The sequence below is a fragment of the Morganella psychrotolerans genome (genome assembly GCF_001676055.1).
Taxonomy (GTDB): Bacteria; Pseudomonadota; Gammaproteobacteria; order Enterobacterales; family Enterobacteriaceae; genus Morganella; species Morganella psychrotolerans_B.
In genome coordinates this window covers 121,117-147,454 of record NZ_LZEX01000044.1, presented here as the reverse complement: position 1 = coordinate 147,454, position 26,338 = coordinate 121,117, and the positions used below count along the sequence as shown (strand labels likewise).

Annotated in this window: 20 protein-coding genes, 1 pseudogene and 1 riboswitch; of the genes and pseudogenes, 14 read left to right on the top strand and 7 right to left on the bottom strand. The window is 51.1% G+C overall.

Going from position 1 to position 26,338, the window contains the following annotated elements:
• Positions 1–26: 26 nt before the first annotated feature.
• The 4 genes and pseudogenes from thyA to rppH all read right to left on the bottom strand — a co-directional run bounded on the left by thyA (position 27) and on the right by rppH (position 4,594).
• Positions 27–821 carry a thymidylate synthase gene (gene thyA, locus AYY17_RS18690; protein ID WP_067398758.1) on the bottom strand — a complete coding sequence of 265 codons (795 nt, stop codon included), beginning with the start codon at positions 819–821 and terminating at the stop codon, positions 27–29.
• Positions 818–1,699 (bottom strand): prolipoprotein diacylglyceryl transferase, encoded by an 882-nt coding sequence (lgt, locus tag AYY17_RS18685; RefSeq protein ID WP_067426283.1) that lies wholly within the window; start codon positions 1,697–1,699, stop codon positions 818–820. Before lgt ends, thyA begins: the two co-directional genes overlap by 4 nt.
• Positions 1,700–1,806: 107 nt before the next feature.
• Positions 1,807–4,053 carry a phosphoenolpyruvate--protein phosphotransferase gene (gene ptsP, locus AYY17_RS18680; RefSeq protein WP_067426282.1) on the bottom strand — a complete coding sequence of 749 codons (2,247 nt, stop codon included), beginning with the start codon at positions 4,051–4,053 and terminating at the stop codon, positions 1,807–1,809.
• Between the two features lie 9 nt (positions 4,054–4,062).
• Positions 4,063–4,594: pseudogene (gene rppH, locus AYY17_RS18675) on the bottom strand (RNA pyrophosphohydrolase).
• Positions 4,595–5,154: 560 nt separating this feature from the next.
• Positions 5,155–5,262, top strand: a riboswitch (TPP riboswitch).
• A gap of 70 nt (positions 5,263–5,332) precedes the next feature.
• Between rppH and thiB the strand changes: the two are divergent.
• The 6 genes from thiB to rluA all read left to right on the top strand — a co-directional run bounded on the left by thiB (position 5,333) and on the right by rluA (position 14,906).
• Complete coding sequence (thiB, locus tag AYY17_RS18665) at positions 5,333–6,343, top strand: thiamine ABC transporter substrate binding subunit (protein ID WP_156656743.1); 1,011 nt, start codon at positions 5,333–5,335, stop codon at positions 6,341–6,343.
• A complete protein-coding gene (gene thiP / locus AYY17_RS18660; RefSeq protein WP_067426278.1) occupies positions 6,319–7,929 on the top strand; it encodes a thiamine/thiamine pyrophosphate ABC transporter permease ThiP in 1,611 nt (536 codons plus the stop codon). The genes thiB and thiP overlap by 25 nt, the downstream gene beginning before the upstream one ends.
• On the top strand, positions 7,926–8,624 hold the full coding sequence (gene thiQ, locus AYY17_RS18655; protein ID WP_067426277.1) for a thiamine ABC transporter ATP-binding protein ThiQ: 699 nt from the start codon (positions 7,926–7,928) through the stop codon (positions 8,622–8,624). The genes thiP and thiQ overlap by 4 nt, the downstream gene beginning before the upstream one ends.
• 81 nt (positions 8,625–8,705) lie before the next feature.
• The gene (locus AYY17_RS18650; protein ID WP_067426275.1) at positions 8,706–11,078 is read left to right on the top strand and encodes a DNA polymerase II; all 2,373 of its coding nucleotides are present in this window, start codon (positions 8,706–8,708) and stop codon (positions 11,076–11,078) included.
• A 213-nt stretch (positions 11,079–11,291) separates the two neighbouring features.
• Complete coding sequence (rapA, locus tag AYY17_RS18645; protein ID WP_067426370.1) at positions 11,292–14,198, top strand: RNA polymerase-associated protein RapA; 2,907 nt, start codon at positions 11,292–11,294, stop codon at positions 14,196–14,198.
• A gap of 57 nt (positions 14,199–14,255) precedes the next feature.
• Positions 14,256–14,906, top strand: a complete 651-nt coding sequence (gene rluA, locus AYY17_RS18640; RefSeq protein WP_067426273.1) for a bifunctional tRNA pseudouridine(32) synthase/23S rRNA pseudouridine(746) synthase RluA — start codon at positions 14,256–14,258, stop codon at positions 14,904–14,906.
• Positions 14,907–15,155: 249 nt separating this feature from the next.
• Here the strand turns inward: rluA and djlA are convergent, their stop codons facing one another.
• Positions 15,156–15,974: a co-chaperone DjlA gene (gene djlA / locus AYY17_RS18635; RefSeq protein WP_067426270.1), complete on the bottom strand. Its 819-nt coding sequence runs from the start codon at positions 15,972–15,974 to the stop codon at positions 15,156–15,158.
• A gap of 179 nt (positions 15,975–16,153) precedes the next feature.
• On the opposite strand from djlA, the gene lptD reads away from it, so the two are divergent.
• From lptD to apaH, 6 genes are all read left to right on the top strand, one after another.
• Positions 16,154–18,526 carry an LPS assembly protein LptD gene (gene lptD, locus AYY17_RS18630; protein WP_067426268.1) on the top strand — a complete coding sequence of 791 codons (2,373 nt, stop codon included), beginning with the start codon at positions 16,154–16,156 and terminating at the stop codon, positions 18,524–18,526.
• Between the two features lie 191 nt (positions 18,527–18,717).
• Positions 18,718–20,016, top strand: coding sequence for a peptidylprolyl isomerase SurA (gene surA / locus AYY17_RS18625; protein WP_067426266.1), 1,299 nt, complete (start codon positions 18,718–18,720; stop codon positions 20,014–20,016).
• Positions 20,000–20,998, top strand: coding sequence for a 4-hydroxythreonine-4-phosphate dehydrogenase PdxA (gene pdxA / locus AYY17_RS18620; RefSeq protein ID WP_067426264.1), 999 nt, complete (start codon positions 20,000–20,002; stop codon positions 20,996–20,998). The genes surA and pdxA overlap by 17 nt, the downstream gene beginning before the upstream one ends.
• Entirely contained in the window at positions 20,995–21,807 is an 813-nt protein-coding gene (gene rsmA, locus AYY17_RS18615; RefSeq protein WP_067398779.1) for a 16S rRNA (adenine(1518)-N(6)/adenine(1519)-N(6))-dimethyltransferase RsmA, read from the top strand. The genes pdxA and rsmA overlap by 4 nt, the downstream gene beginning before the upstream one ends.
• A 10-nt stretch (positions 21,808–21,817) precedes the next feature.
• Entirely contained in the window at positions 21,818–22,195 is a 378-nt protein-coding gene (gene apaG / locus AYY17_RS18610) for a Co2+/Mg2+ efflux protein ApaG (protein ID WP_067398781.1), read from the top strand.
• 6 nt (positions 22,196–22,201) lie between these two features.
• Complete coding sequence (gene apaH, locus AYY17_RS18605; protein WP_067426260.1) at positions 22,202–23,035, top strand: bis(5'-nucleosyl)-tetraphosphatase (symmetrical) ApaH; 834 nt, start codon at positions 22,202–22,204, stop codon at positions 23,033–23,035.
• Between the two features lie 93 nt (positions 23,036–23,128).
• Here apaH and folA read toward each other — a convergent pair whose 3' ends face one another.
• Positions 23,129–23,623 carry a type 3 dihydrofolate reductase gene (gene folA, locus AYY17_RS18600; protein WP_067426258.1) on the bottom strand — a complete coding sequence of 165 codons (495 nt, stop codon included), beginning with the start codon at positions 23,621–23,623 and terminating at the stop codon, positions 23,129–23,131.
• A gap of 189 nt (positions 23,624–23,812) precedes the next feature.
• On the opposite strand from folA, the gene AYY17_RS18595 reads away from it, so the two are divergent.
• Positions 23,813–24,034, top strand: coding sequence for a hypothetical protein (locus tag AYY17_RS18595; protein ID WP_067426256.1), 222 nt, complete (start codon positions 23,813–23,815; stop codon positions 24,032–24,034).
• Between the two features lie 5 nt (positions 24,035–24,039).
• On the top strand, positions 24,040–24,795 hold the full coding sequence (locus tag AYY17_RS18590) for a nucleotidyltransferase domain-containing protein (RefSeq protein ID WP_235845430.1): 756 nt from the start codon (positions 24,040–24,042) through the stop codon (positions 24,793–24,795).
• A gap of 63 nt (positions 24,796–24,858) precedes the next feature.
• Here the strand turns inward: AYY17_RS18590 and ftsP are convergent, their stop codons facing one another.
• Entirely contained in the window at positions 24,859–26,286 is a 1,428-nt protein-coding gene (ftsP, locus tag AYY17_RS18585; protein ID WP_067426251.1) for a cell division protein FtsP, read from the bottom strand.
• Positions 26,287–26,338: the final 52 nt, after the last annotated feature.

The following is a 26,338-nucleotide window of genomic DNA, read 5'->3' as shown; positions in this document are numbered from 1 at the left end:
TTTGCTGTGCGCTGTGTGCGCTGAAATCAGATAGCAACCGGTGCTTTAATTCCCGGATGCGGATCATAGCCTTCGATTTCAAAATCATCGAAGTGATAATCAAACAGAGATGCCGGTTTACGTTTGATAATCAGTTTCGGCAATGCACGCGGCTCACGGCTTAACTGCCGGTGAGTCTGTTCCATATGGTTGCTGTACAGATGGGTATCACCGCCGGTCCAGACAAAGTCACCGACTTCAAGGTCACACTGCTGCGCCATCATATGGACTAACAAAGCGTAGCTGGCAATATTGAACGGCAGCCCCAGGAAAACATCACAAGAGCGCTGATACAGCTGACAGGATAACTTACCGTCTGCAACATAGAACTGGAAAAATGCATGGCACGGCGCCAGAGCCATCTGATCCAGTTCACCGACATTCCATGCCGAAACAATAATACGGCGGGAGTCAGGATCACTTTTCAACTGTTCGATAACGCGTTTTATCTGGTCAATCTTAGTACCGTCTGCCGCACCCCATGCGCGCCATTGTTTGCCGTACACCGGTCCCAGGTCGCCGTTTTCATCAGCCCATTCATCCCAGATAGTCACGCCGTTATCGCGCAGATATTGCGTGTTGGTATCACCTTGTAAAAACCACAGCAATTCATGAATGATGGAGCGGATATGACAGCGCTTGGTGGTTACCATCGGGAAACCATCCTGTAAATTGAAACGCATCTGATGCCCGAAGATGGATAACGTACCGGTGCCGGTACGATCATCTTTTGGCGTGCCTTCATCAAGCACCTTCTGCATTAGTTCCAGATACTGTTTCATTTTACCTCTTCACTTTTCTTTTGGTTATCAGAACGTTTAAACGCCCATATCATCATTAACACACCAATGATTATCATCGGCACAGAAAGAATTTGCCCCATACTGATCCCGCTGAATAACCCGAGCTGTGAATCCGGCTGACGGAAGAATTCAACAATAATACGGAACAAACCGTAGCCTATCAGGAACAGTCCCGACACACTGCCCATTGGCCGGGATTTACGGACAAAAATATTCAAAATAATAAAGAGCACTATCCCTTCGAGCAGCATTTCATAAAGCTGTGACGGGTGGCGCGGCAATACGCCGTATTGTTCAAGCACCGGTAACAGGGACGGATCCGCCGCCGCCAGTTTCACATCCTCACCATAGGATGTCGGGAACAGAAACGCCCACGGCGTATCCAGCGTGACACGCCCCCACAATTCACCATTGATAAAGTTGCCGATACGCCCCATCCCCAGACCAAACGGAATAAGCGGTGCCACAAAGTCAGAAACCTGAAGAAAATTACGTTTTGTGCGATGGGCAAACCACCACATAGCAAGAATCACACCCAATAATCCGCCGTGGAAGGACATACCGCCGTCCCAGACTTTAAGCAGATAGAGCGGGTTATCCATAAACAGAGGGAAGTTATAAAACAGAACATAACCGATACGACCACCAAGGAAAACCCCGACAAATCCGGCATATAACAGTGTTTCAACCTCACTGCGCTTCCAGCCGCTGCCCGGTTTATCTGCCCTGCGGTTTGCCAGCCACATGGCAAAAACAAACCCCACAAGATACATCAGCCCGTACCAGCGCAGCGCCAGCGGACCTACAGAAAAAATGATAGGATCAATATCGGGAAATGCCAGATAAGTAATACTCATCGTACCTCACACAGTGGTTGCCCGGCAGACAGACGGCATAAAGCGTCCCGCTGACCGGTAAAATAGGACTATCAGAACAAGATGCCGCCGTGCGTCATTGTTGTCCGTTAAACACTGCCGCGGATAAGCTGCGCCAGCCCCTGATTCTCAATAAACAGCTCTGCTTTTTCACGGATTTCAGCAGCCGTATGTGCATCCAGTAATGATGCAAGCAGCGGTTTAAGTGCGCCTGTATCAAGATGGTGCAGTAAATATTTAATTCGCGGAATACTGCGCCCGTTCATACTCAACTGACGGTAACCCAGACCAACCAGAATCATGGCACCTAACGGATTCGCCGCCATTTCGCCGCAGACCGACACCGGAAGCCCCAGACGGGATGTTTCCTGCTGAACAAAATTCAGCATACGCAATACAGCCGGATTGAGCGAGTCATACAGCGGTGCCACATGGGTATTATTCCGGTCAACTGCCAGCAAATACTGGGTTAAATCATTTGTGCCGACAGAGATAAAATCAATACATTGCTTTAGTTCCGGCAACATAAACAGCAGTGACGGGACTTCCAGCATAACGCCGACAGGCGGTCGTTTTACGGTTTCGCCTGTCAGTGCGGAGACTTCTTCACAGGCGCGATCCAACAACCGGATTGCCTCTTCCACCTCTGCCAGTCCGGAGACCATCGGGAATAATACTTTCAGGTTATTCAGCCCGATATTCGCCCGCACCATTGCCCGTAACTGAATAAGAAAAATTTCCGGCTGATCCAGCATCACACGGATGCCACGCCAGCCCAGACACGGATTTTCCTCGCTGATCGGCATATACGGCAATTGCTTGTCAGCCCCGATATCCAGGGTGCGCAAAACAACCGGCTTGCCGGCAAAGAGTTGCAGCATATCCTGATAACGGACTTTCTGCTCCTCTTCTGACGGAAAACCATTATGCACGAGAAACGGAATTTCCGTACGGTATAAACCAATCCCGTCGATGCTTTTAACTATTTTTTGCTCATACTTCAGGCTGAGCCCGGCATTGAGCTGCACTGAAATACGCTCACCACTTTTCAGGGCGGCAGAGCGGCTCAGTTCATCTTCCGCCAACTGGCTGATGACCTGTTCCTGTTCAATAATCTGGCGGAATTCCTGCGCTATCAGCGGTTCCGGCTCGATATACACCACACCCCGGTAGCCATCAAGAATAAGCAGCCGGTTATGCAGCAGTTCAGGCTGGATATCGGCCCCCATAATAACAGGGATCCCCATCGCTCTGACCAGGATAGCAGAATGCGAATGTGTGGCGCCATCGCGCACAACAACCCCGGCAAGCTGCTCCTGCGGCAGTTCAGCCAGCAGGCTGACACTCAGTTCATCCGCCACCAGCACAAAACGCTCCGGCCACTGATTACTGCCGGTAAAGTTATCATCGAGATGAAACAGCAACCGCTGCCCCAGCGCCCGCAGGTCGGTTGCCCGTTCCCGCATATAACTGTCCTGTAACTCAGCAAACTGAGCGGCAAATTTTTCAATCACCGTTTTCACGGCCCATTCCGCCACAAAACCCTGATCCACAATACTGAACAGACCTTTTTTCAGTTGCGGATCATTGAGCAGATGAGAATAGAGATCAAAAATAGCGGCGCTCTCTTTCTGAGCCGCAGAATTAAAACGCTTGCTGATACGACGGCATTCCGCCGTAGCATCCTCCAGCGCTTTACTGAGACGTAACCGTTCCTGTGCGCTGTCCAGCGCGGACGCTTCAGATACCAGCTCAAGTACCGGCTGAGAACGATCTTCCCAGCCATACGCCATCACAATACCGGATGACACCGGAATCGCCTGAATCCTGGTCTGACGGAACTGCCCGAACAATCCTTTGGTTTGCGCCTGTGCCAGTATTACCGCCAGTTGCATCGCCAGTGTGACAATAAAAGACTCTTCTGTTTCACTGAACAGACGTTTCTCTTTCTGCTGAACCACCAGCACGCCAAGTAACTGACGGCGATAGACAACCGGCGCACCGAGAAAGGCACGCAGGTTATCTTCTTTAATCTGAGGGAAATATTTAAAAGCGGGGTGTTCGCGGACATCTGCGATATTGATAAGCTCGGCATGACGACCGACATGACCGACCACACCTTCGCCAAAAGCAAGGCTGACAGCACGGCCACGGGGTTTTTTCAGTCCCTGCGTTGCCATCAGATAAAAACAGTGATGCTGATTATCTGCCAGATAGATAGAACAGACATCTGTTCCCATCGCCTGACAGGTTTCCTTAACCAACAGCTCCAGCGCTTCCGCGAGATCGGCGGCGGCTGCCACTTTTTCAATCACTTCACGTAAACGCGTCAGCATCTGTTCTCCCTAATTCTGACGTCTGCGACGATAGGGAAATGGTGCCCGCACAGCCGTCGCTTCGCTGTTGGCAGGCATTACAATGGCAGAAAACTCTTTCATCACACGGCGATAAACATCGCGCTTGAAAGAGACTACCTGACGAACAGGATACCAATAGGTTACCCAGCGCCAGCCATCAAATTCCGGCGATTTACTACAGGTAACATTGACCTCTTTGTCTTCACAGAGCAGTTGCAGTAAAAACCAGCGCTGCTTCTGACCAATACAAACCGGTTTGGTATCCCAACGCACCAACGTTTGGGTAATTTGTAACGTAACCAGTTGCGCGTCACCGCGAGGATGCGCACATCTTTACGCGTTAAACCGACTTCCTCAAACAACTCACGGTACATGGCCTGTTCCGGTGATTCGCCGGGATTAATGCCTCCCTGAGGAAACTGCCATGAGTGCTGTCCGTAGCGGCGGGCCCATAAAACCTGGCCTTCCTTATTACAAATTACAATCCCGACATTCGGGCGGTAGCATCATCATCAATCACTCGACTACCTCGGAAACAAAAAACTGAAAGATAACCAATTGTTTCACACTCCCACCATGGGGTAAACCTCTATACTCAAAATCCTTCAGCCCGCCGCACTCCTGCCCCCGGTGCCTGCACAGCGGTATAAATCAGACAGGATTTCCCAACCGGTTTCACACCCGAAAATAAGCATCTAAGCGAATGAAATAATACAATATTACATACTGCACTAAATCATTTGTTCAGGCGCTACCCAGAATTTTACACAAAATCATACGTTCTGAGGCGGGATGTCATTTTATGCAAAATCATGTGTTCTGTGGCAAGGCGGCAACCGAAAAAAACCGGGGAGCATACACCAGTATGTGACCGGGGCTGGCGAACGCGACCAACACCGCTACAAGACAAAGGATGAAGCGCTGCGCAAAATCATTTGTTCTGTAGCAAGGCGGCAAAGTGAGCGCGTCCCCGGGAGCATACACCAGTATGTGACCGGGGCGGGCGAACGCGGCCAACGCCGCTACAGGACAAAGGATGAAGCGCATAATTGTATTTCCCGGGGAAAACACTACACTACTCTCATCTCAACGGGGTGCAGCGCGGTCTTCGGATACGCGCTGCTGAGATAACACCCGAGGAACCTGATCCGGTTAATACCGGCGTAGGGATTTGAGCCGCCACTTGCTGACAGGACTGCCTGTCGCCGCTTTGCTGCACTCAGATCCTTTGCCAATCCTTCTCTTACAGGAGCGCAAAGTGTTACGTAAACTGACAAAAAATCTTGCTGTCGGCAGTATTGCCGCCCTTCTCTCTTTTCATGCTGCGGCTGATAACAGCAAACCGGTTCTGACTATCTATACCTATGACTCTTTTGTGGCGGAATGGGGACCGGGGCCGGAAATTAAGAAAAACTTTGAGGCTCAGTGCGGCTGTGAACTGAAACTTGTCGGACTGAGTGATGGTGTGACATTACTCAACCGTCTGCGCATGGAAGGAAAAAAATCACAGGCTGATATTATTTTAGGTCTGGATAACAACCTGATGCAGGCCGCAGAAGACACCGGGCTGTTTAAAGAGAGTCATGCAGACCTGTCAAAACTGGTGCTGCCGGTTGAATGGCACAGCAAAACCTTTATCCCTTATGACTACGGCTGGTTTGCCTTTATCTACAACAAGGAAACCCTGCCTAACCCGCCGAAAAGTATGAAAGAGTTACTGAACAGTGACCAGAAACTCACGATTATTTATCAGGATCCACGCACCAGTACACCGGGTCTGGGTCTGCTGCTGTGGATGGAAAAACTCTACGGCACAGATGTGGCCGCGCAATGGGAAAAAATGGCGAAGAAAACCCTGACGGTCACCAAAGGCTGGAGTGAATCTTACGGCTTATTCCTCAAAGGTGAGGCGGATCTCGTTCTGAGCTATACCTCTTCACCGGGCTATCACATGCTGGCGGACAAAAAAGATAATTATGCCGCCGCACTGTTTGATGAGGGACATTATCTCCAGGTAGAAATGGCCGGCGTGCTTGCTGCATCCAAACAGCCTGAACTGGCAGAACAATTTATGCAGTTTATGCTGACACCGGATTTCCAGAACACACTGCCGACCACCAACTGGATGTATCCGGTGATTGATATCCCGCTGCCGCCGGTTTATGACAAAATGCCGAAACCGGTGAAAACGCTGGAATTTGATGCAAAAGAAGTGGCAAAAGAACGCAATCAGTGGATCCGTATATGGCAAAGCGCAGTCAGCCGTTAATTGCGTCCTATCTGATCCCGGGCGCGCTGGCGACAGGCCTTCTGATCCTGGTCGCCGTCAGCGCCTTTGGTGCGCTGTGGTTTAACGCCCCTGAGACAGACTGGCAGCAGATCCGCGATGACAGCTACCTGTGGCATGTTGTCCGTTTCACCCTCTGGCAGGCCTTTTTATCCGCCGTGTTCTCCGTGATCCCGGCGATTTTTCTCGCCCGCGCACTGTGGCGGCGGCGCTTTCCGGGACGGATTCAATTTCTGCGCTTATGCGCTATGACGCTCGTGTTGCCGGTACTGGTCGCGGTGTTCGGTATTCTGTCTGTTTACGGGCGTAACGGCTGGCTGGCACATATTTCAGATTTTCTGGGTCTGCACTATTCTTTCACGCCTTATGGCTTACAGGGCATTTTGCTGGCGCATCTCTTTTTTAATATGCCGCTCGCAACCCGCATGCTGTATCAGCAGCTCGACAGTATTGCCACCGAGCAGCGCCAGCTTGCCGCGCAACTGAATATGAATGAGTGGCAGCATTTTCGCATTGTGGAGTGGCCATATCTGCGCCGGCAACTGCTGCCCACTGCCGCACTGATTTTTATGCTCTGCTTTGCCAGCTTTGCTACTGTGCTGGCACTCGGCGGCGGCCCGGCGGCAACCACTATTGAGCTGGCTATTTATCAGGCGCTGAATTATGACTTTGATATTGGTCGTGCTGCATTGCTCGCACTTATTCAGCTTACCTTCTGTATCGGGCTGGTGCTGGTAAGTCAGCGGCTCTCAGGGCATTTTTCGGTTGGCTTTACCCAATCACTGCAATGGCGCAATCCGCAGGATACCCTGCCGCGTAAGCTGGCCGACGGCGCTATTATTCTCTGTGCTCTGCTGTTTCTGTTGCCGCCGTTTTTTGCGATTATTGCTGACGGACTGAACTCCGGACTCCTGCGGGTATTGCAACAACCGGCACTCTGGCGGGCTTTCTTTACCTCTCTGGGAATTGCGCTGGCTTCCGGACTTATCTGCGTAGTGCTGACCATGATGCTGTTATGGAGCAGCCGTGAGCTGCGCCTGCGCCGGGCAGTCAGAGCCGGGCAGGCGATGGAGCTTTCCGGATTGCTGATCCTCGCCATGCCGGGTATTGTGCTGGCGACCGGGTTTTTCCTGATCCTCAATAACACCACCGGCACCACTGATTTGGGGGCGATCCCCTACGGATTAGTGATTCTGACGAATTCCCTGATGGCTATCCCGTATGCTCTGAAAGTACTGGATAACCCGATGCTGGATTTGGCCGAACGCTATAATCCGCTCTGTACCTCACTGAATATTGAAGGATTTAACCGCCTGCGGCTGATTGAGCTGCGCGCCCTGCGCAACCCGCTGGCGCAGGCGCTCGCCTTCGCCAGTGTACTGTCTGTCGGGGATTTCGGGGTCATCGCCCTGTTTGGTAATGAAGATTTCCGCACATTGCCCTTCTATCTTTATCAGCAAATTGGCGCTTACCGCAATGCGGATGCCGCTGTAACCGCGCTCCTTTTATTATTACTGTGTTTCGGGCTGTTCAGTCTGCTGGAACGCTTACCGGGAAAACGTCCATGATCCACTTAAACAGGGTGTATTACCCGTATCAGCAACAAACGATGGAATTTGATTTTACTGTGGAGGCCGGTGAAAGAGTGGCGATCCTCGGTCCCAGCGGTGCGGGTAAAAGTACATTGTTGTCGCTGGTTGCCGGCTTTCAGTTTGCCCGGAGCGGGACTATCCGCCTCAACGGCGGCGATCACACCCGCACCCCGCCGGCAATGCGTCCGGTTTCCATGCTGTTTCAGGAAAATAATCTGTTTGCACACCTGACTGCCGCACAGAATATCGCCCTGGGGTTTCACCCCGGTATGAAACTGAACACAAAACAGAAAACAGAACTGGCTCAAATTGCAGAGCAGGTTTCCCTCACTCCGCTGCTCAGCCGGCTGCCCTCTCAATTGTCCGGCGGGCAACGCCAGCGCGTGGCGCTCGCACGGTGCCTGGTGCGCTCACAGCCCATCCTCTTGCTGGATGAACCTTTTTCCGCGCTGGACCCGGCACTGCGCAATGAAATGCTCGCGCTGCTGGAAACTATTTGTGAAACCCGTCAGCTTACCCTGCTGATGGTGTCACACAATCCGGATGATGCCGCCCGCATCGCATCGCGCGCAATGGTAGTCGATGTCGGACACATTGCCTACGACGGCTCCACCGCAGCGCTGGTCAGCGGAGAGGTTCCGGCAGCCCGGATCCTCGGTATCAGAAAGTAATCCGTTTCGCACATAAATACTGTATATAATCACACCTCTCTGATATAGTTATTTTTTATTCAGCAGAACGGATAAACAGTGATGACAGGGCTGGAGAACACTACCTCCCGTCAGGTGGCGGCACCGGCGGAGGCCGGTTTTATACTGACCCGCCACTGGTCAGACACGCCACGCGGTATTGAAGTCAGCTACTGGCTGGCGACAGATAATGGCCCGCGATACGTCTCTGTGCCGGTACAGCAGGCGGTCGGGTTTGTTCCGCACCGCGAGCTGGCAGAAAGCCGTCCGTTTATTGATAGCACGCCGGGTGCAATACTGACGGAACGCCCCCTGCGCGATTTTCAGCGTGATGCGGTCAGTGCCGTCTATTGCCGTCAGTACCGGAAGTTACAACAACTGGAAAAACAGCTGGGTGAAATGAATCTTCATCTCTATGAAGCCGATATCCGCCCCTGTGAGCGCTATTTAATGGAGCGCTTTATTACAGCATCCGTCTGGGTCCGGCCGCAACCCGGCGGTCATGTTCTGATGAAACCACACCCGGATTACCGCCCTACACTGAAAATTGTCTCTCTGGATATTGAAACAACTGAATTCGGGGATCTCTATTCTATCGGGCTGTCCGGCTGCGGGGCGGATACCGTGTTTATGCTCGGTCCGGAAAACGGCACACCACTGACCAACCCGGATTTTACCCTGGAATATGTCCCGCGCCGCCCGGATTTACTCCACCGCCTGAATCAGTGGCTGGCGGAGCACGATCCGGACATGATTATCGGCTGGAGCCTGATCCAGTTTGATCTGCGCGTCTTACAGCAGCATGCGGAAAAATATCAAATCCCGCTGCTTTTCGGGCGTAATAACACCCCGCTGTCATGGCGGGAGCACGGTTTCAAGCCGGGACAATTTTTTGCCGGTGCGCGCGGGCGGCTTATTATTGATGGCATTGATGCCCTGAAAGCGGCAACCTGGCAATTTCCCTCTTTCAGTCTGGAAGCAGTTTCACAGACGCTGCTCGGCGAAGGCAAAGACAGTGACACGCCGTATGATCGCATGGATGAAATCAACCGGCGCTTTCGTGAGGATAAACCGGCACTGGCGCGTTACAATCTTCAGGATTGCCGCCTGGTGATGCGGATTTTTGAACACACGCATCTGACCGAATTCCTGCTGGCACGCGCCGCTGTCACCGGACTGGCAGTGGATCGCATGGGCGGGTCTGTTGCAGCATTTACCCATCTTTATCTGCCGTCAATGCACCGCAAAGGCTATGTGGCCCCGGATCCGGGCGAAAAACCCGGTGAGCCAATCCCGGGCGGCTTTGTGATGGACTCTCTTCCGGGTTTGTATGACTCGGTTGTTGTGCTGGATTTCAAAAGCCTGTATCCCTCTATTATCTGTACCTTTCTGATTGACCCCATCGGCATGGTGGAAGGACTCGCCGCACCGCAGCCCGCCGTTCCGGGTTTTAAAGGTGCCTGTTTCTCCCGTGAACATCACTGCCTGCCTGATATTGTCAGCCGTATCTGGCGTGAGCGGGATATTGCCAAACAGCATGGCGACAAGCCCCTGTCACAAGCACTGAAAATTATTATGAATGCCTTCTGCGGCGTGCTCGGTGCCGTCGGATGCCGTTTTTATGATCCGCGTCTGAGCTCGTCTGTGACCATGCGCGGGCACGATATTATGCGTAAAACCCGTACCATTATTGAATCACTCGGCTATCAGGTTATTTATGGTGATACCGATTCCACCTTTGTCTGGCTGAAAGGTTCACACAGTGATGCGGATGCTGAGCAAATTGGTCGCCGGCTGGTGGAGGAAATTAATCTTTGGTGGCGCAATCATCTGAATGATGAATACGGCCTGACATCTGCGCTGGAAATTGAATACGAAACACATTACCGCCGGTTTCTGATGCCGACCATTCGTGGCACAGAACTGGGCAGCAAAAAACGTTACGCAGGGCTGGCGGGAGATACACTGGTGTTCCGCGGGCTGGAAACCGTGCGCAGTGACTGGACACCTCTGGCACAGCATTTTCAGCAAACACTGTACCGGCTGATTTTCGATAAAATGCCGTATCAGCAATTTATCCGTGATTATGTGCGCGACACCCTCGCCGGACGTTATGATGACCGGCTGGTTTACCGCAAACGCCTGCGGCGTCCGCTGGCAGATTATCAGCGTAATGTGCCGCCCCATGTCAAAGCAGCGCGCATTGCAGATGAGTATAATATCCGCATGAAACGCCCGCAGCAGTACCAGCGGGGAGCGCGGATAAGTTATATTATTACCCGCACAGGACCGCAGCCGCTGGAAATACTGACAGCGCCTGTGGACTATGAGCACTATATCAATAAACAACTGATGCCGATTGCAGATGCCATTTTGCCGTTTATCCAGGATGACTTCACCACACTGTTAACCGGGCAATTATTGATGCCGTTTTAATTTTGCCATTTTACAGGTGACGATGCGGATCTTATGGATTAACATAGCGCCCCTTTACTGCTTTTAACACCGGGAACGGAGCACTGCAGCAGACGCTGAGTTCCTGACTGACAGGTGTTTTTCCGCCGGCGTGATAATTACGTAGCGCTGCCGGTAATGATAGTCACAGCATTCATCAAACTAGCCCTGAATAATAGAATCGAGCCCAAAAATATGCCGTTTACTCTTGGTCAACGCTGGATCAGCGATACTGAAAGCGAGCTGGGATTAGGTACTCTTGTATCTGTCGACGCCCGGATGATTACCCTTCTTTTCCCTGCTACCGGTGAAAACCGTCTTTATGCTTCTGCCGATGCACCTATCACCCGCGTGATGTTCAACGAAGGGGATACTGTCACCAGTCATGAAGGCTGGCAGCTCAGTGTGACCGCCGTTGAAGAGAACGACGGACTGTTAACCTATATTGGTCAGCGTACCGATACCGGCGAAGAAAATGTCTGTCTGCGTGAAGTCTTTCTCGACAGTAAACTGACATTCAGTAAACCACAGGATCGCCTGTTTGCCGGTCAGATTGACCGGATGGATCGCTTTTCACTGCGCTACCGCGCGCGTAAATTTCTGAGCGAAGAATATCGCCGCACCACCAGTGGCCTGCGCGGGATCCGCGCCAGTCTTATCCCGCATCAGCTGTTTATCGCCAACGAAGTGGGCAAGCGCCATGCGCCGCGGGTCCTGCTGGCAGATGAAGTCGGTCTGGGTAAAACTATCGAAGCCGGGATGATTATCCATCAGCAACTGATGGCAGGACGCGCTGAACGTATCCTCGTCGTTGTACCGGAAAGCCTTCAGTACCAATGGCTGGTCGAAATGCTGCGCCGCTTTAATCTGCGCTTCTCTCTGTTTGATGACAGCCGTTACACCGAAGCTCTGAACCAGAGCGATAACCCGTTTGATACTGAACAACTGGTGCTCTGCTCACTGGATTTTGTCCGTAAAAGCAAACCGCGCTTTGAGCATTTATGTGACGCGGGCTGGGACATGCTGGTTGTGGATGAAGCACACCACCTGGTCTGGCACGAAGAGTCGCCAAGCCGTGAGTATCAGGTCATTGAAACACTGGCAGAAATTACACCTTCAGTACTGCTGCTGACCGCCACCCCGGAACAACTCGGTATGGAGAGCCACTTTGCGCGTCTGCGCCTGCTGGACCCGAACCGTTTCCATGACTTCCCGGCTTTTGTTGCCGAACAGCAAAAATACCAGCCGGTCGCCGATGCAGTAGCCGTGCTGCTTGAACGCGCACCACTGACCAAAGATCAGCAAAATGCGATTCATGAGCTTATCGCTGAACAAGATATTGAACCGCTGCTCAAAGCCGCGAATACCGACAGCGAAGATGGCGATAACGCCCGTCAGGAGCTGACCCGGATGCTGATGGACAGACACGGCACCAGCCGTTTACTGTTCCGCAACACCCGCAACGGTGTGAAAGGCTTCCCGCGTCGTGAACTGCGCGCCATTAAAATGCCGTTACCGGCACAATACCAGACGGCCATCAAAGTCGCCGGTATCATGGGCAGCAAGAAAACCACTGAAGTCAAAGCGCGCGAAATGCTCTATCCGGAGCAGATTTATCAGGAATTTGAAGGCGAAAACGCCACCTGGTGGAACTTTGATCCGCGCGTCGAATGGCTGCTCGGCTTCCTGCTGGCAAACCGCAATGAAAAAGTGCTGGTGATTTGCGCCCAGGCGGCGACTGCCCTGCAACTCGAACAGGTCTTACGTGAGCGCGAAGGTATTCATGCCGCCGTATTCCATGAAAACCTGTCATTGCTGGAGCGTGACCGGGCAGCGGCCTGGTTTGCCTCCGAAGAGAATGGCGCACAGGTGCTGCTCTGCTCTGAGATTGGCTCGGAAGGCCGCAACTTCCAGTTTGCCAACCAGTTAGTGATGTTTGACCTGCCGTTTAACCCGGATCTGCTGGAGCAACGTATCGGGCGTCTCGACCGTATCGGGCAGAAACGGGATATTCAGATAAGCATTCCGTATCTGGAAAATACCGCGCAAGCCGTACTGTTGCGCTGGTTCCATGAGGGACTGGATGCGTTCGAATATACCTGTCCGACCGGGCGTTCTATTTATGATCGCTATTACGATACGCTGATAACCATGATGGCGAACCCGACGGATCTTACCGGGTTTGATGATTTCATTACCGAATGCCGCAAAACCCATGATGTTCTGAAACAGCAACTGGAACAGGGCCGTGACCGCCTGCTGGAAATGCACTCCAACGGTGGCGAAGCCGGAAATGACATTGCCGCACAAATAGCCGCGCAGGATGATGATACTGAACTGGTAACATTTGCGCTGAATCTGTTTGATATCGTCGGTATCAATCAGGATGACCGCAGCGATAACATGATTGCCCTGACACCGTCCGATCACATGCTGGTACCGGATTTCCCGGGTCTGCCGGAAGATGGCTGTACGGTAACCTTCAAACGTGAGCAGGCGCTTTCCCGCGAAGATACTCAGTTTATCAGTTGGGAACACCCGATTATCCGCAACGGACTGGATCTTATTCTGTCCGGTGATACCGGCAGTTGTGCGGTTTCAGTGCTGAAAAATAAAGCACTGCCGGTCGGTACGCTGCTGACTGAACTTATCTATGTGGTGGAAGCTCAGGCACCGAAAAATCTTCAGCTTACCCGTTTCCTGCCGCCGACACCGGTTCGCCTGCTGATGGATGCTAAAGGTAACAATCTCGCCGCTCAGGTGGAGTTTGAAAGCTTTAACCGTCAGTTGAATGCAGTGAACCGCCATACCGGCAGCAAATTTGTCAATGCTGTGCAAAGTGATGTTCATCAGGTTCTGCGTCAGTCAGAAGACGTGATTGCCGTTCAGGCGCGTGAGTGTATTGATGCCGCAAAAGTACTGGCTGATCAGCATCTGACACTGGAGCATAACCGCCTGCTGGCACTGAAATCCGTAAACCCGAATATTCGTGATGATGAAGTTGATGCAATTGAAGAAGAGCGTCAGCAGATCCTGTCACACCTGGATGAAGCTAACTGGCGTCTCGATGCTATCCGCCTGATCGTGGTTTCACATCAATAACCCGCTGCCCGGCAGTGACAAACTGCCGGGCACCTCTCATCTGGTGACCCCATGCTAATGGAACCCTATAATCCGCCGGCTGATCCCTGGCTGGATATTCTCTTTCAGGATGAGCACATCATCGTGGTGAATAAACCGAGCGGACTGCTTTCCGTGCCCGGTCGTGCGCCGGAACATAAAGACAGTGTGATGACGCGGATTCTGCGGGATTATCCGCAGGCAGAGTCTGTTCACCGGCTGGATATGGCTACCAGCGGTATTATTGTAGTTGCCTTAACCAAAGCGGCTGAACGGGAACTGAAGCGGCAATTCCGTGAGCGTGAGCCGAAGAAGACCTATCTGGCCCGCGTGTGGGGCAGAATAGAGGAAAAAACGGGAATAGTGGATTTACCCCTGATTTGTGACTGGCCGAACCGCCCGAAACAAAAAGTGTGTTTTGAAACCGGAAAATCAGCGCAGACCGGCTATGAAGTGCTGGAATATGAAGCACACGCCACCAGGGTAAAGCTATCCCCTGTTACCGGACGCTCACATCAGTTACGGGTTCATATGCTGGCAATCGGGCACCCGATATTGGGTGATCGCTTTTATGCGCATGATGAAGCAAGAGCGTCAGCGCCCCGCCTGCAATTACATGCGCAGGCGCTGTCAATCACGCATCCGGCGCACGGAACGCCGCTGAATTTTATCTGTGAAGCTGATTTTTAATGAAATAACACGGTCACCGAATTCAGTGAGGCAAGAATCAGGCAAAGTGCTAACCCTGCTACTCCGATAAGAACACGGGCATTGGCCATGGATCATATCCTTAACATATTTAATAAAATATTTACGTGGATTTTCGACTATGATCGTCAACTACGGTTATATTTTATAGCAATTATATGAAAAGAATATGATCCGCCCGGCACTTCATTAATAACCGTGATTAACCCAGTAAAACACAAATATACAGCACTATTTAAAGCCTTTCTCTTTTTTAATGAGATCATATGCGGCTTGTATAGATTGTGCTTTCTCCTTTGCCAGTTCCATCATTTCCGGTGGTAAACCTTTTGCCACCAGTTTATCCGGATGGTGCTCACTCATGAGTTTGCGATAAGCACGCTTGATAACCGTGCTGTCATCGCTTTCCTGCACACCGAGCACCCGGAAAGCAGCCGCAAGGTCTGCACCCTGTGTGTGATAAGTGCCCTGCTGAGAGTACTGCTGATACCCGCCCTGTCCGCCCCGGTGCATTTGCCCCTGCATCATTGCCAGCACAGTTTCAAACTGATGGCGCGCAATGCCCAGCTCTTCAGCAATAACCAGAAGAACCTGGCGCTCGTTCGGGTGTAATTCACCGTCACCAAACGCGGCCTGGATCTGAATCTCAAGAAACATGCGCAGCAAATCAGCGCGTCCGTAACAGGCACGGCGCAGTTGCCGAAGTGCATCACGCAGCGGAAAACCCGCCGATTTTCCTTCACGGAAGGCATTTTGTGCCTGAATCCGCGAGTCACCGTGTAACTGCATCCGGTCCATCAGCGCGGTCGCAAGATAGATATCGGACTCTGTCACCCGGCCTTTGGATTTGGTCAGATGACCTAAAATCTGAAATGTGGTAATGAAAAAAAGCGCCTGCCGGGACTGATTGTTGGTAAAGGAGCCGTTTCTCTGTTGTGAGCGGACTTTATCAATCGCATGACCTATAAGAAAGCCAAGAAAAATGCCCCAAAAACCGGCGCCGGACATCATGCCTAATAAAATTCCGATGATTTTTCCCAAATAGTGCATATACTCCTCAATTCGACAATGCCCTTGACGCAATTTTGCATTATCATACTACCCATTCTGTACGATGCCTAACGCCATTTAGACACGGAAACGCGTTTCACCTGCGCCCTTTTTCCGTGTAAATTAAGCTTTTGGCGTTCGGGCACTGTGCTACCGAGGACGGAATTGCAGACATACTTATGAAGAAGAGTTATCCAACACTGCTGGCCACCATCATCTGGGCCGCATTATATAGTCAGGCGGCGCACGCCACTCTTGCCGAGCAATGTATGCTGGGCGTCCCGGTTTATGATGAACCAATTGTCGACGGTAAAGCCGGGGACTTCCCTGTCAATATCAACGCGACAGGTATGTCAGGACAGTATCCGCACGCGGTAAAATATACCGGCGATGTGAATATTCGTTCAGGTAACCAGAATCTGAAAGCCGATGAAGTGGAAGTCACACAAACCGGTGAAGATACACCGAACCCTGTGCGTATCGCGACCGCAACCGGTGATGTGAACTATTCCGATCCTCAGATCCGCCTGAAAGGGCCTAAAGCCTGGCTGAATCTCGATAATAACGATGCTGATGTTGATCAGGGTAATTATCAGATGGTCGGCCGCCAGGGGCGTGGTGAAGCGGATAAAATGAAGCTTCGCGGTGAAAACCGCTATACCATCCTGGAAAACGGTATTTTTACCTCTTGTCTGCCGGGTAATGACAGTTGGAGCGTCAAAGGCTCCGAAGTCGTTATCGACCAGGACGAACAAGTGGCTGAAATCTGGAATGCCCGCTTCCGCATCGCCAATGTCCCGGTTTTCTACAGCCCGTATCTGCAATTGCCTATCGGGGATAAACGCCGCTCCGGTTTTCTGATCCCGAACGGCAGCTATTCAAAATCGTCAGGGCTGGAATTTACCCTGCCGTATTACTGGAATATCGCACCGAATTACGATGCGACTATCACACCGCACTACTTCAGTAAGCGCGGCCTGAAAATGGATAACGAATTCCGTTATCTGACCGGTCTCGGCAGCGGTACGCTTGCGTTTGACTTTCTGATGGATGACAAGCAGTACCGTGATGACAAAAAAGCGGCATCAAAAGAAGAGTGGTCAAAACGGGCGTCAGACGACCGCTGGTTACTCTACTGGGGTCACAGTGGTTCATTTGCACAGGATTGGTGGTTCTCATCGGATTACACCAAGGTCAGTGATTCACGCTATTTTACTGACTTTACCTCCGCATACGGTAACTCAACTGACGGCTATGCCACGCAGAAATTAGCCGTCGGCATCCGTAAATCAAACTGGAACGCGACGGTTACCACCAAACAGTTCCAGATCCTGACCAATAATGACAATGCGACCTCGTATCGTGCAGAGCCGCAGTTAGATCTGAATTACTATAAAAGTGACCTCGGGGTCTTTGATTTCCGCGCATACGGTCAGGCTGCCCGCTTTACCAGCGTGGGCAAAAATAACCCTGATGCCACCCGGGTACATGCCGAACCGACAATCAGCCTGCCGCTGTCTAACGGCTGGGCAAGTTTTAATACTGAAGCCAAGCTGATGGCAACCCATTATGATCAGGATATTCCTGAATCTTATGGTGGCAAAGCTGAGCTGGAAAAAAATGTTACCCGGGTTCTGCCGCAGTTTAAAGCTGATGCAAAAATGATTTTTGAACGCCCGATGTTCTTTAACGATACCTTTACCCAGACGCTGGAACCGCGCGCACAGTACCTGTATGTCCCGTATAAAAACCAGGATAACATCAATAACTTCGACTCCACGCTGCTGCAATCAAGTTACAGCGGATTGTTCCGGGACCGCATGTACAGCGGACTGGATCGCATCGCATCCGCCAACCAGGTGACAACCGGGGTAACCAGCCGGATTTATGATGATGAATTAGTTGAACGTTTTAATGTTTCTGTGGGTCAAATCTATTACTTTGAACGTCCGAGAACCGGCGATTCACAAATCACGGTTATCGATGAAAAAGATAAATCAGGCTCGATGGTCTGGGCAGGTGACACCATGTGGCGCTATAACGACAACTGGGGGCTGAAAGCCGGGCTTCAGTATGACCGCCGTCTGGGCAGTGTCGCAATGTCCAACGCCACGATGGAATATCGTAAGGATGCCGAGCGCCTGATTCAGCTAAATTACCGGTATGTGGATCGCGATTATATTCAGGCAATGCGCCAGAATGCCAAAAATGATGGTGAATATGTCTCACCGGCAAACCAACAGGGTATTTCACAGGTTGGTGTGGTCGCAAGCTGGCCTGTCGCGGAGCAATGGGCATTTGTCGGTCAGTATTACTATGATACCAAAGAGCAGCAACCGGCCAGTCAGTTAGTCGGGCTTCAGTACAATACCTGTTGCTGGGCAGCCAACGTCGGTTATGAACGTAAAATCATCGGCTGGAAAAATGAAGCCAGTGAATACGATAATAAATGGACGTTTAATGTCGAATTACGTGGTCTGAGCAGCAATTACAGTCTGGGTAGTCAAAAAATGCTTGAACGCGGTATTCTGCCGTACGTTCCGGCCTTTTAACCCTACCCAACGTCATTCAGGATGCAGGCAGGCGGCAAGGGAAGATAGACGGGGAGCATACATCAGTATGTAACCCGGCTGGCTTCCCTGCGCCAACGAACCTGCAGTTTGAATGAATAAGGGTATATCGGTTGATACTATTTTCACCTGCCGTGCGATAGCACGGCTACTCGAAACATGATGGGATATATATGAAAAACTGGAGAACACTCATTCTCGGCCTGATGTTCACGGCAAGCACTACCGCGTTTGCCGCGCCACAGCAGATGGACAAAGTCGCCGCTGTGGTGAATAACGGCGTTGTTCTGGAGAGTGATGTAAACAATATGCTTCAGACCGTTGTCGTCAATGCCAAAAATGCCGGTCAGCAGGTTCCGGATCAGGCAACTCTGCGTCAGCAAATTCTTGAGCGCCTCATCATGGATAATATCGTGATGCAGATGGCCGGACAGATGCAGATAACCATCCCGGAACAGGCTATTGATGGTGCAATTGAAGATATCGCCCGTCAGAACAACATGTCTTCCGCTCAGATGAAAGAACGTCTGAAACGTGATGGCATGAGCTATGACAAATACCGCAGCGAAATCCGCAAAGAGATGATGATGGCGGAAGTGCGTAATAACGAAGTACGCCGCCGTGTGGTCATTTTACCGCAGGAAGTCGATGCGTTAGCAAACCTCATCAGTGCACAGAATTCAGCAGATTCTGAGCTGAACATCAGCCATATCCTGATCCCGCTGCCGGAAAATCCGACAGATGCACAGATGAATGCTGCCAAAGAAAAAGTCTCTGTGATTATGGGCGAACTGCAAAAAGGCGCTGATTTCGGTAAACTGGCTATCACTTATTCCGCTGATCCGCAGGCACTGAAAGGCGGTAATATGGGCTGGAGCCGTTTACAGGAACTGCCGGGTCTGTTTGTTGAGCGCCTGCAATCCGCTAAAAAAGGTGAGATTGTCGGACCTGTCCGCTCCGGTGTTGGTTTCCATATTCTGCGGGTAAATGATATGCGCGGAAACAGTCAGCCAATTTCGGTGACTGAAGTTAAAGCCCGCCATATTCTGATCAAACCATCACCGATCATGACGGATGAGCAGGCACGCAGCAAATTACAGCAGATAACCAATGATGTAAAAAGCGGCAAAACATCCTTTGAGGATGCGGCAAAACAATTCTCTGAAGACCCGGGCTCTGCCCTGCGTGGTGGTGAGTTAGGCTGGTCAATGCCTGATGTTTACGACCCGGCTTTCCGTGACGCATTAATGAAACTGAAAAAAGGCGACCTGAGTCAGCCTGTCCGTTCTTCTTTCGGCTGGCACCTTATCCAGTTGGAAGATACCCGCAATGTGGACAAAACCGAAGCGGCTCAGAAAGATCGTGCCTACCGGATGCTGTTTAACCGTAAATTCAGCGAAGAGTTACAGAGCTGGATGCAGGAACAGCGCGCTGGCGCTTATGTGGAAATTTTAGATGGCAGTAATAAATAATCTGAAGCCCGTTGTTATTACCCCCGGCGAACCTGCCGGGGTGGGTCCTGACCTGACAGTCGCGCTGGCACAGCGCGACTGGCCGGTAAAACTGGTTGTGTGTGCCGACCCGCAATTGCTGCTGCAACGCGCACAAAACCTGTCGCTCCCGCTTACACTTGAACCTTATTCACCTGATACCGCGCATCAGCCGCAACGTGCCGGTACACTGACGATCCTGCCTGTCACACTGAAAGCCCCTGTGATTGCCGGTGAGCTCAATGTCGCCAATGCACCCTATGTAACTGATACATTGGCACGAGCCTGCGACGGGTGTTTACAGGGCGAATTCGGCGCACTGATTACAGGACCTGTTCATAAAGGCATTATCAATGATGCCGGTATTGCATTTATCGGGCATACCGAATTTTTTGCCGATCGCAGCGCCTGCAAGCGTGTTGTGATGATGCTTGCCACCGAAGAAATGCGTGTGGCGCTGGCAACGACCCACCTGCCGATTTTACAGGTACCGGGTGCCGTGGACAGAACCTGTCTGCATGAAGTAATCACTATCCTTAATCATGACCTGCGTACCAAATTTGGTATTGCGCATCCGCATATCATCGTCTGTGGTCTGAACCCGCATGCCGGTGAAGGCGGTCATATGGGGCATGAAGAGATTGATACCATCATTCCTGCACTGAATGAATTGCGGGCACAGGGTATTGATTTAGAAGGTCCGCTGCCTGCCGATACTCTGTTCCAGCCAAAATATCTGGAGCGCGCAGATGCCGTTCTCGCGATGTATCACGATCAGGGGCTTCCTGTGCTAAAATATCAGGGATTCGGTCGCGCAGTGAATATTACGCTGGGACTGCCGTTTATCCGGACGTCGGTTGACCACGGCACCGCTCTTGAGCTGGCAGGCACCGGAAATGCAGATGTGGGAAGCTTTATTACCGCATTAAATTTAGCCATTACAATGATTAAAAACAGTCAATGAATACACGAGTCCATCAGGGGCATTTTGCCCGCAAACGTTTCGGGCAGAACTTCTTAACCGATCAATTTATTATCGACAGCATTGTTGCATCGATTAACCCACAGCACGGCCAGGCAATTATTGAAATCGGGCCCGGGCTTGCGGCATTAACCGAGCCGGTCGCAGAGCGCATGGACAAAATGACGGTCATTGAAATTGACCGTGATCTGGCTGCGCGCCTGGCAACCCACCCGTTTTTACAAAGTAAACTGACGATTATTCAGCAAGATGCTATGACCGTAGATTTTACTGCCCTGGCAGAAGAACGCGGTCAGCCACTGCGGATATTTGGCAATCTGCCTTATAATATCTCCACCCCGCTGATGTTCCACCTGTTTACCTTTACCAATGCTATCAGTGACATGAATTTTATGTTGCAAAGAGAAGTCGTTAACCGCCTTGTAGCAGGTCCCGGCAGTAAAACATACGGTCGCCTGAGTGTTATGGCACAGTATTACTGTCAGGTTATCCCGGTACTCGACGTTCCGCCGACTGCGTTCCGTCCGGCGCCAAAAGTGGACTCCGCAGTAGTGCGCCTTATTCCGCACCGTGAAAATCCGTACGGACTGAAAAATATTGCCTTACTCAGCCGGGTTGCCACACAAGCATTCAACCAGCGCCGTAAAACGATCCGCAACAGCCTGGGTGATCTGTTTACTGTTGATACACTGAAAGAGCTGGGAATTGATCCCGCAACCCGCGCGGAAAATATCAGTGTCGCGCAGTATTGCCTGATGGCAAATTACCTGGCGGATAATCCCGCCTCATAGGGGATACATGATGAATAACGACCCGAAAATTTGTATTCAGGTTCAGAGTGTTTATATCGAAAGCCAGTCTGAGCCGGACGCTGAGCGCTATGTTTTCGCATATACCGTTTCTATCCGGAATCTGGGTCGTCATGCTGTTCAGCTCATCAGCCGCTACTGGCGTATCACCAACAGCGAAGGCCGCCAGACTGAAGTTCAGGGGGAAGGCGTTGTCGGGGAACAACCGGTTATTGAGCCGGGTGAAGAGTATCGTTACACCAGCGGAACTGTTCTGGAAACACCGCTGGGCACCATGGAAGGTTACTACACCATGGTGGATCACAAAGGTGAGAATTTCATCAGTGAAATTCCTGTTTTCCGGCTCGCAATTGCAACTTTTATTCATTAATCCGCTATGGCAACCTATCTTATCGGCGATGTTCACGGCTGTTACCGTGAACTTCGCGCATTATTGGATCAGGCAAGTTTTGATCCGCAAACAGATACTCTGTGGCTGACCGGCGACCTTGTCGCCCGCGGCCCGGATTCTCTCAGTGTTCTGCGTTATGTGAAAAGCTTAGGCGACAGCGTGAAACTGGTGCTGGGTAATCACGATCTGCATTTATTGGGGATCTACGCAGGTATCAGCCGCAACAAGCCGCGTGATCATTTAAATACCCTGCTCAGTGCACCGGATCTGGATGAATTGATCAACTGGCTGCGCCGTCAGCCTCTGTTGCAGATTGACCATGATAAAAAGCTGGTGATGGCTCATGCCGGTATTACGCCGCAATGGGATCTGGAAACAGCGGCCATGTGTGCGCGGGAAGTTGAAGCAGTACTCAGCAGTGATACCTATCCGCTGTTTATTAATGCGATGTACGGTGATTTACCGAATGACTGGTCGCCATCGCTGACAGGCCTGGCGCGTCTGCGTTTTTCCACCAATGCGATGACCCGGATGCGTTATTGTTTCCCAAACGGGCAACTGGATATGGTGTGTAAAGATAAGCCGGATCAGATATCCGCACCTTTAAAACCTTGGTTTGCACTACCGTCAAAATTACCGGAAGATTACAGTGTGGCATTTGGTCACTGGGCATCTCTGGAAGGTAAAGGCGCGCCACGTAACGTATATGCTCTGGATACCGGATGTTGCTGGGGCGGACAACTTACAATGCTGCGCTGGGAAGATCGCTGTTATTTCTGGCAGGAATCCTTTTCTCCGCGTGATGATGATGGCGAATAATGTTTTTGCCTGTCCCTGAAAATGGAAAAGCAGAGCCGGTGCTCTGCTTTTTTATTAACATTATTTATCAGAAAATATGAATCAACTGATTAATCAGCTTTTGCGGCGCTCAAGAATTTCAAAGCAAAAACCGTGTGAGTTAGCGTCATCCGCATCATGGTATTCCATAAATGTAGAATCCCACTCATCAGGTTCATAATCCGGGAAATATGTATCACCGCTGACTTCAGCATCAACATGCGTCAGGTACATACGGTCTGCCAGTGACAGGAATTGTCCGTAAACTTTACCGCCACCCATTACCATGATTTCGCCGTCAGTTTCCTTCTGTGCAATCGCCAGTGCTTCTTCAACAGACGTTGCCCAGACAACACGGTCATCATTTCCCGGAGTACGGCTCAGAACAATATTGAGACGATCAGGCAGAGGACATCCGATAGATTCATAGGTTACCCGTCCCATGATCACCGGCTTATTTACCGTATTACGTTTAAACCATGCCAGATCTTCAGGCAACGTCCATGGCATCGCATTTTCCATGCCAATAACCCGATCCATAGCTAATGCGGCGATCAAGCTAATGTTCATTCATTTCACCTTAGGGCTGAGAGAAATTTTGTCGTCACTATACGTAAACAACTCAATACAGTCGACTGAATTCAGTGTTTCATCAATACAAATAATTTATTTATCTTCACACTTGCAGATGAGTCATACTTTTACTCTGCGTACCGGTCTTTTTCAGCAAGGATATCCCACATATATGATACTCTTCTGATGGTTAAAATGCTGCCCGCTGCCAATTCATCCCCTGAATATTTCTATTGCGGAATTTTTACACAAGCAGCGGATGTCAATTCAGGTTTTGGTGAAAAACTCTGGTATGCTGATTATACAGAGTGCTCCGGTACGCCGGGATCTGCAAGAAGTCAGAAATACAGAAATAAAGTACCCGGCATCGCCCTTATGGGTACTGGTGTCCGGGCTGCCATGGGCTGATAATAATGACAACACATAAAAAACATACATTCCAGCCTGAATTTCAGGCAGTTATACAGGATGCAGTGCAGTCACTGCGCGCCTCATTATCCGGGACATTGCACAGTATTTACGTATACGGCAGTGTGGCAGAAGGGCGTGCCGTCCCCGGGCGGTCAGATCTCGATCTGACACTGGTACTGAACTCGTCACTGACCTCTGCTGAAAAATATGCACTCACCTCTCTGGATACGGCATTAACCAGCCGGCACCACAGTGTGACAAAAATTGGTTTTGATACCGGACTGCTGACTGAAGCCACATCACCGGCACAACAGGCGGTCTGGTCTTACTGGCTGGCAAATTTCTGTCTGCCGGTGTATGGCGAAGATCTGACCCTTCAACTGCCTCCGGTATCCCTGAACCGGGAAATTGTTCACGGTATAAACGGGGATTTCCCTGTGCTTGTGCGCACCAATCTGATGCAGTTAGAAAAGAGACCGCCGCTCAATGAGATCCGCCGGATAAAACGGGAAACCGCCAGACGGCTCCTGCGTGCTACCGCCCTTTTGTGGCGGGATTACTCATCATGTACTTATCCGCTGCCGCTGGTGCTGATGGCAGAAAAAGCCGCCGGTTTATATCCGGACAAATGCCATGCACTGAATTTCCTGCTCAGGCAGGCGGAAGAACCGGATACCGCAATCACACATTTTAATGTGGTTGCCGGAACATTTTCCCGCTGGCTGCGGGAAGAAGAGAAACGGCTTTTAGGTCGCTGAATTCATAAAAAAACCGCTGAAAAATCAGCGGTTTTTTATAAGCTCGTCTGTCATTGTTAATTATTAATACTGGCTGACAGCCTCAATCTCCAACTGTCCGATAACACCGCGGTCAGCCTGCTCAAGGAACTGGCTGTAATAGAAGAACGGAAAATGGGAATAAGATGGCTGCATCATCTGCACCAGTAACTCTGTGCGTCCGTTAATCCAGACCGTATCTTTCCAGCCGTAATCCTGCGGCGACGGTGACTGGCCATCATGATTGATCACTTTAAAACGGACACCGCTGATATGGAATGGCTGCGGCGTATCAGTGGTAACAATCCAGCGCTCCCAGTTACCCTGCTGCGTACGGATATCCACCCGGCTCATGTCCCACATTGCACCGTTAATTGCCGGCGGTGAAAGGGTTAGTGCGATATCACGATTGCGGACACCCGTTGTAATCTCAGTCGGATCCTTAATCAGTGTTGCCGGCAAATCATCAGTTACCAGTGAAATCAGCCCGGTGGCTTTTATCGTCAGAACATTGGTATTCACCAACGTGTTTGATGTCTCAAACAAACTTTTAAAACGATCTGTCAGTGTTGCGGATTCCCCCGCCGTGATAGTCAGTGTTTCTGTTTTCGACATGTCTATCAACACTTCACGCCGCTCTCCGGGAGCGAGGCTCAATACCTCAACCGCTACCGGTGACGGCAGCAGTCCCTGATCGGATGCAATCATATAGAACGGACGACCATCACTGAGTTTCAGTTCAAAGCGACGTGCATTGGCAGCATTAACCAGGCGAAACCGGATCCAGCCCTTTGAGACTTCGAGATACGGATCTTCCGCACCGTTCACAATCAGGCGGTCACCGATAAACATCTCATTACTGTCTGTGCGGTACTCCGGTGAACCAAATGAATCCAGGCGCTTATCCTGTATGATCAACGGAAAATCATTCACCCCGTACTCTTTCGGCAGAGGCAAACTGCGGCTCTCTTCATCATCCACAATCCACATCCCCGCCAGTCCGTTATAGACATGCGGCGCCATACGATTAGGTGTGTTAGCGTGATACCAGCAGGTGGAGGCGGGCTGACGAACCGGGACAACCGGCGACCATTCTGTATTCGGGGAGATAAGACGGGCAGCACCACCGGACACCGTTCCCGGTACCAGCAGACCACTGACATTCACGGAGACAGGCTCAGAAAGCCGGTTACTGTAAATCATTTTGATATCATCGCCGTCGCGCACACGGACAGTGGGGCCGAGATAGCGGCCATTGAATCCCCAGACTGTTGCCTGGTTTTTGCCGTTAAACGACCAGTGTGTGCGCTGCATTGTCAGAAATAACGGCTGTCCGTTACGACTTTCCAACAGCGGCGGAACAGGTAATGGTTGGCTGCCACCTTCATCAGCAGCACGGACAGACAAGGGCAGTGATCCCAAACACACCGCCAAGCCGGATGCTTGAATAAACCGACGCCGACTTAGTGTCATAACATCTCCGGGAAAAACGTTTCCATGGTTACTACGAATGTTGAAGTGCGCC